Annotated in this window: 13 protein-coding genes; 12 read left to right on the top strand and 1 reads right to left on the bottom strand. The window is 61.3% G+C overall.

All coding sequences use genetic code 11. From position 1 onward, the window contains the following. Window positions 1–44: 44 nt before the first annotated feature. The 3 genes from ACR0P8_RS00870 (at window position 45) to fucO (ending at window position 4,215) form a co-directional block, all read left to right on the top strand. A complete protein-coding gene (locus ACR0P8_RS00870; RefSeq protein WP_432622789.1) occupies window positions 45–710 on the top strand; it encodes a DUF4956 domain-containing protein in 666 nt (221 codons plus the stop codon). Next, window positions 703–2,889 carry an EAL domain-containing protein gene (locus tag ACR0P8_RS00865; protein ID WP_432622787.1) on the top strand — a complete coding sequence of 729 codons (2,187 nt, stop codon included), beginning with the start codon at window positions 703–705 and terminating at the stop codon, window positions 2,887–2,889. The genes ACR0P8_RS00870 and ACR0P8_RS00865 overlap by 8 nt, the downstream gene beginning before the upstream one ends. A gap of 174 nt (window positions 2,890–3,063) precedes the next feature. Then, on the top strand, window positions 3,064–4,215 hold the full coding sequence (gene fucO / locus ACR0P8_RS00860) for a lactaldehyde reductase (protein ID WP_432622785.1): 1,152 nt from the start codon (window positions 3,064–3,066) through the stop codon (window positions 4,213–4,215). A 113-nt stretch (window positions 4,216–4,328) separates the two neighbouring features. On the opposite strand, the gene ACR0P8_RS00855 is transcribed toward fucO, so the two are convergent. After that, complete coding sequence (locus ACR0P8_RS00855) at window positions 4,329–5,255, bottom strand: glycosyltransferase (protein WP_432622783.1); 927 nt, start codon at window positions 5,253–5,255, stop codon at window positions 4,329–4,331. A 54-nt stretch (window positions 5,256–5,309) separates the two neighbouring features. Between ACR0P8_RS00855 and ACR0P8_RS00850 the strand changes: the two genes are divergently transcribed. From ACR0P8_RS00850 to ACR0P8_RS00810, 9 genes are all read left to right on the top strand, one after another. After that, entirely contained in the window at window positions 5,310–6,830 is a 1,521-nt protein-coding gene (locus ACR0P8_RS00850; RefSeq protein WP_432622781.1) for an AI-2E family transporter, read from the top strand. Beyond that, entirely contained in the window at window positions 6,830–8,053 is a 1,224-nt protein-coding gene (locus ACR0P8_RS00845; protein WP_432622779.1) for a glycosyltransferase family 2 protein, read from the top strand. The genes ACR0P8_RS00850 and ACR0P8_RS00845 overlap by 1 nt, the downstream gene beginning before the upstream one ends. A gap of 90 nt (window positions 8,054–8,143) precedes the next feature. Next, on the top strand, window positions 8,144–9,586 hold the full coding sequence (gene dacB / locus ACR0P8_RS00840; protein WP_432622777.1) for a D-alanyl-D-alanine carboxypeptidase/D-alanyl-D-alanine endopeptidase: 1,443 nt from the start codon (window positions 8,144–8,146) through the stop codon (window positions 9,584–9,586). Window positions 9,587–9,666: 80 nt separating this feature from the next. Next, complete coding sequence (gene hpt, locus ACR0P8_RS00835; protein WP_432622775.1) at window positions 9,667–10,230, top strand: hypoxanthine phosphoribosyltransferase; 564 nt, start codon at window positions 9,667–9,669, stop codon at window positions 10,228–10,230. Next, window positions 10,227–12,332 carry an ATP-dependent zinc metalloprotease FtsH gene (gene ftsH / locus ACR0P8_RS00830; RefSeq protein ID WP_432622773.1) on the top strand — a complete coding sequence of 702 codons (2,106 nt, stop codon included), beginning with the start codon at window positions 10,227–10,229 and terminating at the stop codon, window positions 12,330–12,332. Before hpt ends, ftsH begins: the two co-directional genes overlap by 4 nt. Next, window positions 12,332–12,967 (top strand): GTP cyclohydrolase I FolE, encoded by a 636-nt coding sequence (folE, locus tag ACR0P8_RS00825; RefSeq protein WP_432622771.1) that lies wholly within the window; start codon window positions 12,332–12,334, stop codon window positions 12,965–12,967. Before ftsH ends, folE begins: the two co-directional genes overlap by 1 nt. Window positions 12,968–13,035: 68 nt before the next feature. Then, window positions 13,036–13,914 (top strand): dihydropteroate synthase, encoded by an 879-nt coding sequence (gene folP / locus ACR0P8_RS00820; RefSeq protein WP_432622769.1) that lies wholly within the window; start codon window positions 13,036–13,038, stop codon window positions 13,912–13,914. 84 nt (window positions 13,915–13,998) lie between these two features. Next, window positions 13,999–15,549 carry a 2-amino-4-hydroxy-6-hydroxymethyldihydropteridine diphosphokinase gene (gene folK / locus ACR0P8_RS00815; RefSeq protein ID WP_432622767.1) on the top strand — a complete coding sequence of 517 codons (1,551 nt, stop codon included), beginning with the start codon at window positions 13,999–14,001 and terminating at the stop codon, window positions 15,547–15,549. Continuing rightward, on the top strand, window positions 15,546–15,945 hold a 400-nt coding region (locus tag ACR0P8_RS00810), incomplete at its 3' end, for a DUF3180 family protein (protein ID WP_432622765.1). The genes folK and ACR0P8_RS00810, both read left to right, overlap by 4 nt.

Raw genomic sequence — 15,945 nt, 5'->3', positions numbered from 1 at the left:
CGGTACGCCTGACATACGCAACACACGGAGGAAGGAAGAGACGGATGAGCGTCAATGATGTGATCAAGAAATCGGTGGTGAATTCGTTCGCCCAATACAATGTGCCGAAAATGGCGGTGGCGCTGCTCGCCGCACTGCTGCTGGGCGTGGTGATCTACGCCGTGTACCGGCGGTTCTACACGGGCGTGGTCTATTCGCGCAGCTTCGCGGTGACCTTGGTGGGCATGTCGGTGCTCACCTGCATGGTGACGCTCGCCATCAGCACCAACATCGTGATCTCCCTGGGTATGGTCGGTGCGTTGTCCATCGTCCGATACCGTACCGCCGTCAAGGATCCGATGGACCTGCTGTATCTGTTCTGGGCCATCACCACCGGTATCACCACCGGAGCCGGCATGTATCTGCTTGCCATCGTGGCGGGCGTGGTGATGATCGCCATGCTGGCCGTGTTCTATTCCCACCAGGCCAAGGGACGCGTCTACATCGCGGTCATCCACTATCTGGGCGACAACGTCGGCGACGAGATCGTCCGCGCGTTCGGACGCACCCGCTTCTTCGTCAAATCCAAAACCATGCGCGGCGAAAAGGTGGAAATGGCGGTGGAGGTGTTCTGCGACGACAAGGACATGACCTTCGCCGAGCGCATCCGTGCGATCCAAGGCGTCGACGATGTCACGCTGATTCAGTACAACGGTGAATACCATGGATAGGCATTCCGACGAAGAGACACCGACGTTCACCCTCGACGACATCAGCCACGCGTTCGATGACGGCGAGTTCTGCTTCTACCTGCAGCCGAAATGCAATGCGGTGACGGGCGCGATCGTCGGTATGGAGGCGCTGATCCGTTGGGACCATCCGAAATATGGGGTGATCACTCCAGACAGATTCATTCCGCTGCTCGAACAGGCGAAGATGGTCACCCGGTTCGACTTCTATATCTGGCGGTCGGTGTGCGAGATGCTGGCACGCTGGCAGCGTGAGGGACGCAACACTGTGCCGGTCTCCGTCAACGTGTCGATGACGGACATCGACGCGGTCGACGTGGCAAGGACGCTGGGCGACATGCTCGACCGTTACGGCGTCGATCCGGGGCTGCTGCAGGTGGAGATCACGGAAAGCGTCATAGCGCAGAACTTCGAAGTAGTGACATCGACCATACATGACCTGCACGAATGCGGGATAGCGGTGTTGATGGACGATTTCGGCTCGGCGTATTCATCGTTGAACATGCTCAAGGACATCAACGTCGAGGCGATCAAGCTGGACATGAAGTTCCTCGATCTCAATTCCGACAACGAGGCCAAGGGATTGAAGATTGTCGAGGCCGTCATCGATATGGCCTACCAGTTGAGGATCGGGGTCATCGCCGAAGGGGCCCAGACCGCCCAGCAGGTCAATCAGCTGCGTGAATTGGGCTGCATTTACATCCAGGGGTATTTCTTCTTCAAGCCGCTCACCGTGGAACAGGCCGAGGATCTGCTCGAAAAGCGTTCCGACTGCCACCAGTTCTGGAACATCAGCCGGGACCTCCGCCAGAAGGACTATCGCAAATCGCACAGCGGACGCGCGCTGCTCGAATCGTCGTCGGTGGCCGCGCATGCGTTCGAATTGCTCGAGAAAGGCGTGTCCGAAATCTCGAGGCTGAACCTCATGACGGGCGAATACCGTGTGATCAGGCGCGATTCCGTGCTTCCCGAAGTGCCGTCCGACGATTTCTCGGACTATTGCGAGACTCTGGTCGACGAGCGCATCATCCATCCGAGGGACGCCATGAAATTCCTGACGTTCATGAACCTGCCGGATCTGCGCCACAGGCTGTTCAACGATCGGCGTTCGGTCTTCACATACTTCGCCAGCGAGATCGAAGCCGAATCGGGCATCGTCGCATTCAGCATCCTGGTATCCGACGAGGTCGGCGCGGATGATCCATGGGCCGTGGTGCTCGTCGAAACCAATCTTCCATTCGATCTGCTCGCCAGGGACTTGCAGATCGGATACCGGCAGGATTCACTGACCGGGCTGCTCAACCGCAACGCCTACGACGCCGATGTGCGGCGGAAGGACATATTCGCCGGAAAATCCGTGGTGTGTATGTACGTCGACCTCATCGGGCTGCACGAGGTGAACAACCATCTCGGCCATGCCAAGGGAGACAAGACGCTGTGCGACGTTGCCGATGCCGCACGCGCGTTCTTCGGCGACGACCGGATCTACAGGATCGGCGGTGACGAGTTCGTGGTGCTCAGTTCCAGCCATACTTTGGAACAGACGCGCAAGCAGGCTTCCTACATGGCCACGCAGCTGAGGGACCGGGGGTGTGAGATATCCGTCGGCATGGCGGCCGCGCATGGCGGGGATGAACTGCCGAAGGCGATAGAGCAGGCCGAAACCGAGATGCGCGCCGCGAAGAAGGCGTATTACGCGCAGAACGGCAACAGGCGGCAGGCCCGCATGCTCAACGAGAAGCTGGAGGGCATCCTGGTGCACAGCCAGGATATGGAGCAGCTGCTGTGGTATCTGCATGTGCGCTATACGATCGCCTATGTGGTCGATCTGCGTGCCGACACGCATCGTCCGATCGTGTCGGGCCAGCTGTTCCTCCGCATGCTTCGTGAGCATGGCGGCTCGTTCAAGGAGGCCATGCAGGCATATTGCGATGAGATGGTCGCACCCCAGTGCCGCAGCAGCTTCCAGCTCCTGTTCGACTACGAGTTCGTCCAGGCGAGGGTCAGGGCCACGGGGGCTCTGCAATACGGATACACCAAAACCAATGGCGAGCGGATACTCATCACCATCTTTCCGAGCCGGAATTCCGCGCATGAGACGATTTGGGTGTTCTCCAAGGCGGATCTGCCGCAGGTCGAAGAGGAATTGTTCGACGACTAACGTCCGATGGCGGGACGGCGCAGGTCGGGGATCATGTATATCCACCCTTTTTTCGAGAACGTTCACAATCAGCGTGTCGTGGTCGGGAAAGCCGGTGGCGGCGGGGTTATCATGAAACCGTTGGCCTCGACGATGAGCGTCGTGGCAGGGAACCGTTGCTTAAAGGAGAGCATTATGGTCTATCGCATGATTTTCAACCAGACGGCGTATTTCGGTCGCGGAGCGATCAAGGAGATTCCGAATGTCGCCAAGTCGCACGGGTTCACCAAGGCGTTCATCGTCACCGATCCGGTGCTGCTGAAGACCGGCACCGTCAAGAAGGTCACCGATGTGCTGGACGAAGCGGGCATGCCGTATGAGGTGTTCGACAACGTCAAGCCGAACCCGCCCGTCGAATGCATCCAGGATGGCGTCGCCAAGTTCGCCGCTTCCGGCGCGGATTTCCTGATCGGTCTGGGCGGCGGCTCGCCGCAGGACACCTGCAAGGGCATCGGCATCGTCACCGCCAACCCCGAGTTCTCCGACGTGCTGAGCCTTGAGGGCGTGGCGGACACCAAGAACCCGTCCGTGCCGATCTTCGGCGTGCCGACCACCGCCGGCACCGCATCCGAGACCACCATCAACTACGTGATCACCGATACCGCCAACAAGCGCAAGTTCGTGGCCGTCGATCCGCACGACATTCCGATCGTCGCCTTCGTGGACCCGGATCTGACCGATTCCATGCCGCGTGGCCTCAAGGTCGCCACCGGCCTCGACGCGCTGACCCACGCCATCGAGGGCTATATCACCCCGGGCGCATGGAGCCTGTCCGACTGCCTGTCCATGCAGACCATCCGCATGATCGCCAAGAACTTGGCCAAGAGCGCGGACGGCGATGTGGCCGCCGGCGAGCAGATGGCCTACGCCTCCTACATCACCGGCATGGCCTATTCCAACGTCGGCCTTGGTCTGGTGCACGGCATGGCCCACCCGCTGGGCGGTCGTCTGGGTGTGGCCCACGGCGTGGCCAACGGCATTCTGCTGGCGCCGGTCATGGAATACAACAAGGACTACACCGGCGAGAAGTACCGTGACATCGCCGACGCCTTCGGCGTGGAGGACGCGTACACCGGAGACATCGAGAAGGTGCGCGAGGAGGCCGTGCAGGCCGTACACAAGCTCACCGTCGACCTGAAGAACCCGACCAAGATCTCCGAGGTCGGCGCCACAGAGGCCGATCTCGAGCCGTTGGCCCATGACGCCTTCCATGACGTGTGCACGCCGGGCAATCCGCGCCAGGCCACGCAGGAGGACATCCTCAAGATCTACACCAGCCTGATGTAGGCTCCTCCGCGGTAGGGAAATCGCGGAAAGGACAAGAAAAACGGACGGTGCCGAAGATTTCCGGCACCGTCCGTTTTTGTCATCGGCAGTGGACGCATGGTTGGCGGAACGCGCTATTCCTCGTGCTTCTCGCTCCACTCCTCATCAGTGGGGGTGTCGTCGTACAATTCGCGGCCCTCCTGCTCCGCCAGCTCCATCTGCTCGTTGATCCAAGCGGCTTCGGCCGGATTGATGTCCGCGGTGTCCAGCACCTTCTGCCACACCGGATACAGCAGATGCATCACCGGATACAGCGCGGTGAGGAGGATTTCCGGACGATGTTTGCGGTAATGCTGCGGATGCGCGTTGAAGGTGTTCTTGAACCGGCGCATGTAGTTGAGGAACGATGACGGCGACGTGTCCATGCGCCGCGCGCTGATGCCCGCGACCATGCGCGGACTGTACACGGTTTTCAGATCCTTGCCCAGCAGATGCAGGGAGATGTCGATGTCCTCATGCATCACGTCGGCCTTGTCGCGGCAGACCTCGTCGGCGATCTGCCGCCAAGCGGTGGCGCGCAACGCCATGTTGGAGCCGAACAGCAGCGGGCTGCCGCCATCGGCCTTGTAGATCCTCTTGCGTGTGGAATTGTCCCCGCGAAGCCCAAAATGGCGGCTGGGCATATCGTAGTACATCACCGGACCGGTGGCGCCCATCGCTTCCGGATCCTCGGTGAAAATGCCGGAAACGACCTCCACCCAATCCGGACGGATCATGCAATCCGCGTCGAACCGGCCGAGAATATCGCCTGTAGCGTGATTCAGCCCATAGTCGCGCGTGGGGATCAGGCCCTGTTCCTCATCCTGGTGCAGTAGCCTCACCGGAGCCTCCGGATGATCCTTCATGAACTGCTCGACCACTTCGACGGTCGAATCGGTGGAACGGTTATCGACGACAATCACCTCATGGGGCATCACGGTCTGCCGGGTGGCGTTGAGCAGACAATCGTTGATACGCTCCTGTTCATTCCAAGCGGGGATGACAATTGAAACGTTCAGCATGATTTCAAGGATAGGTTCCAGCCCGTACACGGCGTCTGCCTACAATAAGGAGCCATGAGCGACAGCGAACGGCATATGAAGACAGGCACGGATGAATCGTCCGGGCAACACGACGGCACCGACGGGATGCGTTGGGACCTGGGCACCCTGTTCCCCGCGAAGGGTGATCCCCGACGCCCCCCGGAATGGCTGGGGCGGGCGCTGCTGTACATTGCCATCGCCATCGTGCTGTTCTCCTTCTGCTGGCGCAGCTGGGGGAAAATCGAATATCTTGTCATCGACATCATCGTCTCCCTGTTCCTGGCGCTTGCCGTGGAACCCGTGGTGGTGCCGCTGGTCAAGCATGGCTGGAAGCGCACGTTCGCGTCGATCTTCGCGCTGCTCATGCTGGCCATCATCCTGTGCGCCATGTTCGCCCTGTTCGGCAACCTGTTCGTGCAGCAGGTCATCGCATTGTGCAACGGCCTGCCCGGCCTGTACAGGCAGATCGTCGAATTCGTGGAGCAATACACGGATTTCAAGCTTCCCGAAATCAACAGCCTCGGCAGTGAGATTCTGAAGAACATCCAGACCTCCTGGGTCACGGACTTCGCGGGCACCGCCGTCAGCACGGTATCCGGACTGTTCTCCTTCCTGCTGAACCTCATGACGGTGATCATGACCACGTTCTACATCTCGGCGGCCGGTCCGAAACTGCGCCGTTCGGCCTGCCAGTGGATGGCGCCGGCCGCGCAGCGCCGTTTCCTGTTCGTCTGGACCGTCAGCCAGACCCAGATTTCCTCGTTCCTGTTCTCCCGTGCCATTCTCGCCGTGCTGAACGCGTTCTTCACCTCGATCTGCCTGATGGCGCTGCATGTGCCGTATTGGATGCCGTTGGCGTTGTTCTGCGGCATCGTCTCGCAGTTCATCCCCATGCTCGGCACGTATATCGGCGGCGCGTTGCCGGTGCTGTTCGCCTGGGGCAGCTGCGGCCTGTGGCAGGCGATCGCCGTGGTGGTGTTCATCTGCATCTACCAGCAGATCGAGAACCTGATCTTCGCGCCGAAGATCTCCCAGCGCACCATGGACGTCAACGACGCGGTGGCGTTCCTCGCAGTGCTGGCGTTCAGCTCGCTGTTCGGCGCGATCGGCGCGTTCCTGGCCCTGCCGATCGTCGCTTCGATCCAGACGATTCTGCGCACCTACACCAAGAGGTACGATCTGGTGGATTCCCCGTTGATGGACGATCCGGTTCCGGAGAAGAAGTCGAAGCTGGTGGAGGGCGCCGAAGCCATCAGCGAGCATCTGCACACCATACCGCGCGCCGTGCAGGGATCGAGCGCGCATGTGCCGATTCCCGACGACGTGCGAATCCTGCAGGAGCAGGCGTACAATATCAACCTGTCCGACGGAGACGGCAACGCGGAGGAATCGCAGACCGTCGCCATTCCGAAGCATCTGCTGGACGGAAACGGACGCAAACCGTTGCAGGGGACCGAGGACGCGGACGAGTCGCGATCCGAGGATGAGGACGGGGCTCAATCGCGGAAGCCGGATGGCAATCCGGATGACAATCCGAGAAGTAGGTGGCGTTAATGGTATTGCTGAGCGTGCTTGATGTCGTGCTGGTCGTTCTGGGTGGCGCCGGCATGCTGTACCAGGCGGTCTGCATCGTCATCTCGCTGTTCGCCAAGCCGATCAAGTTTCCCGACGCGCCGATGGACAAACGCTACGCGGTGCTGATCTCCGCCCGAAACGAGGCCAACGTCATCGGCAACCTCATCAATTGCCTGCACGAGCAGACCTATCCGAGCGAACTCGTCGACATCTGGCTGGTGGCGGACAACTGCACCGACAACACGGCCGAAGTGGCGCGGAATCTGGGATGCCACGTCATCGAACGCTTCAACAAGGAACAGGTCGGCAAAGGCTACGCGCTGACCTACCTGCTCGACCGGATGAACGAATCCGGCGCGTCCGACCCGTACGACGCCTTCTTCGTCTTCGACGCGGACAACAAACTCGACAAGCATTACCTCGAGGAGATGAACAAGGGCTTCCAGGCCGGGTTCAAGATCCTCACCAGCTACCGCAATTCCGTGAACCTGTCCGACAACTGGGTGTCGTCCGGCTCCGCGCTGTGGTTCATCCGCGAGTCGCGCTTCGTGTCGGCTTCGCGCATGTGGCTCGGCAACAGCTGCCATGTGGGCGGCACCGGCTTCATGTTCTCGCAGGAGATCATGCGCCGCAACAACGGCTGGAAGTTCCATCTGCTCACCGAAGACCTGGAATTCACCATGGACAGCGTGCTGCACGGCGACCGCATCGGCTATTGCGGCACCGCCATCCTGTACGACGAGCAGCCCGTCACCTTCGCGCAGAGCTGGCGGCAGCGTCTGCGCTGGAGCAAGGGCTTCCTGCAGGTGTTCCGCTATTACGGCCCGGCGCTGATCAAACGCGCGGTCAGGGAACGTGATTTCTCCGCCGTCGACTTCACATTGCTGCTGTGTCCGTTCACCGTGCTCGGCATCGCGCGCATATTGCTGGGCATGCTGTTCGCGGCCTGCGGATTCGTGACGTGGCAGAGCCAGCTGGATTCGCTGACCGGCTGGACCTCTGGCATCGTGGCATCGGTGGTCGGCATGATGGGCCTTGCCGCGTTGACCATCGTGGCGGAACGCGACCACGTGGGCGCCACCAACAAGGAGCTGTTCGCCTACGTGCTGGCCTTCCCCATCTACATGCTGAGCTACGTGCCGATTTCGTTCCAGGCGATTTTCGCCAAATCCGAATGGAAGCCCATCGCCCATAAAGGCTGACGTGCCGGTCCGTCATGCCATGCGATGGTTTGGCATGACGTGGGCGCAGCCGCGGAAAAGGGGATTACGACAGGAAGGTGTGTTCTGGCTATGGACGATATCGACGGTTATCGTGCAGTCCGGCGCCGTAGGACGGTGACCGTGGCGGTTTCCGTCGTGGTCACTGCCGTGTTGTGTGTCGGCTATGTCGTGGCCGATATCTGCGATGTGGTTCCGGGCGTCCTCACGATGCGTCAGGTCGATCGTCCGACGGTAGCGGCCGCGAAGCAATCGATCGAAGCTGCGGACGTGGTCTCGGATCTTGGTTCCTCCAATATCGACGCCTCCGCGGCAAACGCGCTGATCGGTGCCTTCTCGTCAGCTGCGGACGGTTTCGGCGGCGATTATTCGATCGCCATCGCGGACGCTTCCGGCAAGGTGGTCGCCGAACGGAACATCGACACGCCACGCACGCCCGCGTCCACCATGAAGACGCTGACCGCGTACGCTGCCGCCAGCGAGCTTGACATGGGATCCACCTTGGATACGCAGACCTATCTGGAACAGGTGCAGGACGGTACCGCGCGTCTGGTGCTCAAAGGCAACGGCGACATGCTGCTCGGCGCGGGCCTGTCCGATTCGAACCATGTCAACGGGCGCGCCGGACTTGGCACACTCGCCGCGGATACCGCCCAGGCGTTGAGGCAGCGCGGCATCACTGCCGTGACTTTGATGTATGACGATTCCCTGTTCGGGGAGAACCGCTGGCCACAGGGTATCGCGGAACTCGATACCGATCACGTGTACTATGCGCCGTCCTCTTCCATGGCGGTGGACGGCGGCAGGAACTGGAACGGCGCGAAGCCTTCCGATCCGGATCAGTTCACTTCGTATCCGGCGCTGAGCATGCATCCGGCGGCCGATGCCGCTTCGGTGTTCGTCCAGCGGCTCGCCGAGCAGGGCATCACGGTGCAGGGTTCCGTGGAACAGGGGACCGCGCCGCAGTCCACCAGTCCGCTCGCCAGTGTGCGTTCCGCCTCGCTGAGCGAGGTCATGGCGTTCACCCTACGGCATTCCGATAATTCGCTCGCCGAGGAGTTCGGCAGATTGCTGGCCTTGAAGACCGGCGCCGACAATTCTCCGGAGGGCGCGGTGCGGGCCGTCAAGTCGGTACTTGAACGCGAGGGAATCTCCACGCAGGGGCTTGATATGCGCAATTGCTCCGGCCTTACCGAGGATTCCAAACTCACGGCCCGCACGCTGCTCGAGGTACAGCGGCGCAATCTGACCGCCGGTTCGGGTGCTGCGGCCGCGGAAGGCCTGTCCATCGCCGGATTCGTCGGCACTGCGGCGAACCGTCTGCTTGACGCCAGCGAGGCCGGCCTGATCCGCGCGAAGACCGGCAGCCTGGGCGATGTGACCTCCATGACGGGCAATGTGTCGCGGATCAACGGCGGAGCATTGTCCTTCGCGGTGATCGTCAACAATCCCACCGATCTTTCCGCGGCGAAATCGGCCATCGACAAGTTTGTGGCCGGCCTGCCGCGGTTATGACGCGACGTGTGTGAATCTTCTCAGCGGATATTCAGCATATAGCCAGAAACACGTCATTCGCATGTGTCAAGATGGTGGGCATGCGAATCGCTGACGTACAAGAAGACATTGATCACGAGCTGATCAGCAAAGAAGAGATTGCCGACATCATCAACCGCGCCGCGGCCCAGGCCAGTGAAGACTACCGTGGCAAGGACCCGTTGTTGGTCTGCGTGCTTAAGGGGGCTGTGAACACGCTCGCGGCGTTCTCCCAGGCCATGAGCATTCCCGCTGAGATGGATTTCATGAGCCTGTCCAGCTACGGCTCCGGCACCGAGTCGAGCGGAAAGATCACCGTCCGGCAGGACCTGTCCACCGACGTGCGTGGCCGCCATGTGCTGATTGTCGAGGACATTATCGATTCCGGCTTCACACTGGCTTGGCTGGTCGACGAGCTCAAGCGTCGTGGTGCGGCTTCCGTGGAGGTTTTTGCGCTTCTGGAGAAGCCGGCACGTCGTACGGTCGACGTGGATGTGAAATACAAGGGACGTGAGATTCCCGATGAATTCGTGGTCGGTTTCGGCTTGGATTACGACGAGCGTTACCGCAACCTCGATTCGATTGCGGTGCTGAAGCCGTCAGTCTATGAAGGAGGTCAGGATTGAGTTTCCCTGGTCCGAATCAGCCGCCAAGCAGTGGCGGAGGCAATAACCCCAATGGTGGCAACAACCCGTTCACCAATCCGTTCAACCGCAACAACGGCGGCAACGGTGGCAGGAACGGCAAGAACGGAGCGGATGGCAACAAGTCCAATGGCCCCCGTCCGTTCTGGCAGTCGCCATGGTTGTGGGTGGTGGTCGTGGCCCTGCTCGCCGTGACCATGTTCCAGATTTTCGCGGGCTCCGGATCGCAGACCATCGACACCAAGGATGGCATGCAGATCCTCAACGGCAACACCGTCGAGTACGCGACGATCGTGGACAACACCCAGCAGGTCAAGCTCAAGCTTTCGAGCGATTACTCCGCAACCGACCCGGATACCGGCCGTACGAAGAACTATGGCAAGAACGTGCAGTTCTACTACACGTACGCGCAGTCGGCGGCGGTGGTCAAGGCCGTGCAGAAGGCCGATCCGGCCAAGGGCTGGACTGCCAGCATGCAGCAGACCAGCATCTGGACGTATCTGCTGACCTCGCTGCTGCCGTTCCTCATCATCTTCGGCCTGTTCTGGTTCCTGATGAGCCGCATGGGCGGCGCTGGCGGCATGCTCGGTATGGGAGGCAAGAAGAACAGCGGCAAGCTGCTTGACGGCCAGACCCCGACCACTAAGTTCTCCGACGTGGCCGGCGAGGACGCGGCCGTGCAGGAGGTCGAGGAGATCAAGGACTTCCTCAAAGATCCGTCCCGCTACAAGGCATTGGGAGCCCGCATTCCGCGAGGTGTGCTGCTGTACGGCCCTCCTGGAACCGGTAAGACGTTGCTGGCACGAGCCATCGCAGGTGAGGCCGGCGTGCCGTTCTATTCCATGGCCGGCTCCGACTTCGTGGAGATGTTCGTGGGCCTTGGCGCGTCCCGAGTGCGTGACCTGTTCGACGAGGCCAAGAAGAACGCTCCGGCCATCATCTTCATTGATGAGATCGATGCCGTCGGCCGCAAGCGCGGCGGTTCCGGTATGAGCGGCGGCCATGACGAGCGTGAGCAGACGCTGAACCAGCTGCTGGTCGAAATGGACGGCTTCGACAACGACACGAACCTCATCATCATCGCGGCCACCAATCGTCCGGACGTGCTTGATCCGGCATTGCTGCGCCCCGGCCGTTTCGATCGCCAGGTGGCCGTCGAAGCGCCTGATCTTGAAGGCCGTGAGGCGATTTTGAAGGTGCATGCCAAAGGCAAGCCGTTCGTGCCGGACGTCGATCTGCACATGATCGCCGTACGTACGCCTGGTTTCACCGGCGCCGACCTTGCCAACGTGCTCAACGAGGCCGCGCTGCTGTGCGCCCGTGCCGGCGCCCAGCTCATCGACAACCGTGCCATCGACGAGGCCATCGACCGCGTCCAGGCCGGCCCGAAGCGTCGCTCCAAGGGCATGGCGCTCGACGAGTTGCGCAACACCGCGTACCACGAGGGTGGTCATGCGCTGGTGGCCGCCGCCATGAACGACACCGATCCGGTGACCAAGGTGACGATTCTGCCGCGTGGCCGCGCGCTCGGCTACACCGCCGTGATGCCGACCGAGGACCGCTATTCCATGTCCCGCAACCAGCTGCTCGACCAGATGGCCTACGCCATGGGCGGACGTACCGCCGAAGAGGTCGTGTTCCACGATCCGACCACCGGCGCGTCCAACGACATCGAAAAGGCCACGAAGATCGCCCGCCAGATGGTGCTCGATTATGGCTTCTCCGAGAAGCTCGGCGCCATCAAGTGGTCCGACGACGAGCAGAGCGATCTTGGCGCCCTGACCCACAAGTATTCCGCGCGCACCGCCGAAATCATCGACGAGGAAGTGCTCAAGCTTGTGGAGACGGCGCATACCGAGGCTTGGAACGTCATCAACGAGAACCGTGACATCCTTGACGAGCTGGTACGTCAGTTGCTCGTCAAGGAGACGCTCAACGAGAAGGAGCTCGCAGCGATCTTCGCCAACATCAAGAAGGCGCCGAAGCGCGAGGTCTGGCTGAGCGACGACAAGCGTCCGGACTCCGACATTCCACCGGTCCCGATTCCCGAGAACCTGAAGAAAAGCGCAGGATTGACCAACTGATGAGCGATACCGATTTCGATACCCTCCTCGACGACAAGGCCCGTGCCGCCCATGCGGCCGGGCCTGTCGGCTATGACGAGGAAGGCGTGCGCCAGGCCGTGCGCCTGTTCTTGAAGTCCATCGGCGAGGACCCCGATCGTGAGGGACTGCTGGAAACTCCCGACCGCATCGGACGGGCATGCAAGGAACTGTTCGCCGGCCTTGGACACGGGCCGGAGGAAGTGCTCAAAACACGTTTCAAGGTGGATACCGACGAAATGGTGCTGGTGCGTGACATCGAACTGTTCTCCGTATGTGAGCACCATTTGCTGCCGTTCCATGGCGTGGCCCACGTCGGGTACATCCCATCCAATGGCCAGGTGGCTGGTCTGAGCAAACTGGCCCGACTCGTGGAACTGTACGCCCGTCGGCCCCAGGTGCAGGAACGCCTCACCCAGCAGGTGGCCGACGCGTTGATGGAAGGCATCGATGCACGTGGCGTGATCGTGGTCACCGAATGCGACCACATGTGCATGGCCATGCGCGGCGTGAAGAAGGCACAATCCCGCACCGTCACCTCGGCGGTCCGCGGATGCATGCGCGACGCCACTACGCGGGCCGAGGCGATGAGCCTGATTCTGTCGAACCATTCGTAAGTGCGCTTTACCGGGCGGAATCGGACAGAACCGAACGGAAGAACGGAATGAATGAAGGAAGAAAACCGATGGCGATTGATATGAAGGCGATTCATGATAGCCAGAGCACGTTGGTGATGGGCGTGCTCAACATCACGGAGGATTCCTTCTCCGACGGCGGCCTCTGGCTTGCTCCGGAGGCGGCCAAAGCCCATGGCGAGGCGATGATGAAAGCCGGTGCCGACATCATCGACATCGGAGCGGAATCCACCCGTCCGGGAGCCAAACGCGTCAGCGAAGCCGACGAGAAGGCCCGTGTGCTGGGCGCTGTGGACGCGCTGATTCCCGAAGGGGCGGTGCTGTCCATCGACACCACGCGCGCTTCGGTGGCGTTGGCCGCGCTCGAACATGGCGCGCAGATCATCAACGACGTGTCCGGCGGCCAGTTGGACCGCGAACTGCCGCATGTGGTGGCCGACCATTCCGACTGCCTGTACATCGTGCAGCATTGGCGTGGCTGGCTTGCCGGCGCCGCGGGCAATGTGCCGGACGCCGACACCTCCCGCTACGAGCATGGCGTGGTGAATGACGTGTATGACGAGCTGATGCGTCAGGTGGATGCGGTGCTTGAAGCCGGGGTGCAGGCCGAACAGGTCATCATCGACCCGGGCCTGGGCTTCTCCAAGCCGGGCGTGGAGCATAACCTGCCGATTCTGGCGGCGCTTGACCGGTTCAACGCGGCTGGCTATCCGGTGCTGATCGGCGCGTCCCGCAAACGTTTCGTCGGCTCGCTGCTTGCCGGCGGCGGTGTGACCGAGCCGGACATGGCCTCAAAAGACAACGCCACTGCGGCCATCAGCGCCCTGTGCGCGGAACATGGCGTGTGGGCCGTGCGCGTGCATGACGTGGCGAAAAGCCGCGACGCGGTCGCCGTCGGCAACGCATGGCGCGAGTATGCGAACGCGTGACCGTGCGAATCGCAGATAGTCACAACATCGCAATCGCGGAAATAATAGGAATACGGAACGTAGGAACGGCAAAGGAAGGCTGGTATGGATCAGATTCGACTGACGGGAATCCGCGCGACGGGCAAACATGGCGTGCTCGACTTCGAGCATGAGCGGGCCCAGACCTTCGTGGTGGACGCCACGCTGTTCCTCGACCTCGCTGCCGCCGGCCGTTCCGACGATCTGAACGACACCGTCGACTATGGTGCGATCGCCAAAGGCATCGTGGCCATCATCGAAGGCGAACACGTCGATTTGATTGAAAAGCTGGCCAATCGTATCGTCGGCATGATTCTCGGCTTTCCGGCCGTGTGCCGCACGCAGGTCACCGTGCATAAGCCGAATGCGCCGATCACCGTGCCGTTCGACGATGTCAGCGTGACCGTGGAACGTTCCCGTGAAACAGTTGGCAGTCCATCGCGTGAGCGGTCGTCGGAACATGGGCAGGTGCATCATGCCATCATCGCCATGGGAGGCAATCAGGGCGATGTGACCGCCACCTTGCGTGACGCCGTTCGGTGCATTGATGGGCTTCCCTCCACGCAGGTGACGGGGGTGTCGCCGCTCTATCGGACCGACGCATGGGGCATGCCGGAAGGTACTGCGGAATTCCGCAATGCGGTCGTGTCCGTGGATACCAGGCTTTCGGCCGCCGAACTGCTGGCCGGTTTGCAGCGCATCGAAGCCTCGCATGGTCGCGTGCGCACCGACCATTGGACGTCGCGCACGCTCGATTTGGACATCATCGACTTTGACGGGCAGGAAAGCGCCGACCCCGACCTGACGTTGCCGCATCCGCGCGCATGGCAGCGGGCTTTCGTATTGGGGCCGTGGCTTGCGCTTGAACCGGACGCAGAACTCGGGGGAGCGCACGCCGGTTCCGTGGCGCAACTGCTGCACGAAACGTCCGACCGCGACCATATCGATGAGATCGCGGACGATTGGATGGTTGCCGGAGCTCAGGATCCCATAGTTCGCGATTCCGACATTGGGACGTCTGCAGATGACGTTGATGCGATTGACGATGCCGATTCTGTTGAATCCATTGATTCCATTGAACTTCCGGAAGGTACGGCGGCCTCCAAAGCAGCCGCTGCGGCCGCGGCGAAACCGGGACCGGCATCCCGTCGAGCGGTCATTTCCCTGGATAGCGTTTCAACCGATGCGGAACACCAGTTCCGTCAGGCGATCGTGGCCATCGACGCGCTTCCCGGCAACCAGGTGGAAGGTATTTCGCCGCTGTACCATGTCAGCCAGGTCGACGACTATCCGGACAAAATGGCCGCCGTCATGCAGATTTCCACGCGCATGGACGCGCGTGAACTTATCGGTGCGTTGGAATCGGTGTCATCCTCCATTTCGGATGACCTCGACCTCGACCTTGTGGACATGGAAGGCGTGGTCCGCAACGAACCTGATTGCATGGTGCCGTGGCCGTCCGCACGTGAGCATGCGGCCGTGCTCGCCCCATGGTTCGACATGGATCCGGACGCGAAACTCGGCAGGGATCCGGTCGCGTTCCTGCTGGCGATGGCTCCGGACGCCGCGCAAGTGGGCATGCTGACCGACAATTGGATTATCGGAGACACGCTATGAGAGCACGCAGAACCCCTTGGTGGTCATTCGTCCTTGCGGCCGCGCTTGGCGTGCTGGCCGGCATGGGATTGTCGAAATACGGCGAGATTTCAGGCCTGCCGTTGGTTGGCGCACCCTGGATCGTGCCGGTGGTGCTGGCCGTGTTGGGCGGTGTGGTGTTGTACATGGCTCTGCAGATTCATAAATACACGACCAAAGATCCCGTCAAACGCGCGCAGCTCAAGCCATTGGACCCGCAGAAGGCGTTCGGCACGCTGGTGGCCTGCAAAGCGCTCGGACTTGCGGGCGCGGCGTTGGCCGGCTGGTACGGTGGGCAGATCATCATGAGTCTGCCGCATGGTGAGGCGGAATTCTATAGCCATGCCATCATCGAATGCGTGGTGGCCTGCGTGGTAT

Origin of the sequence: Bifidobacterium sp. (assembly GCF_050874245.1) — a bacterium.
Classification (GTDB): domain Bacteria; phylum Actinomycetota; class Actinomycetes; order Actinomycetales; family Bifidobacteriaceae; genus Bifidobacterium.
The sequence above is the reverse complement of the archived record's forward strand: the minus strand, read 5'-3'. Positions and strand labels throughout refer to the sequence as shown.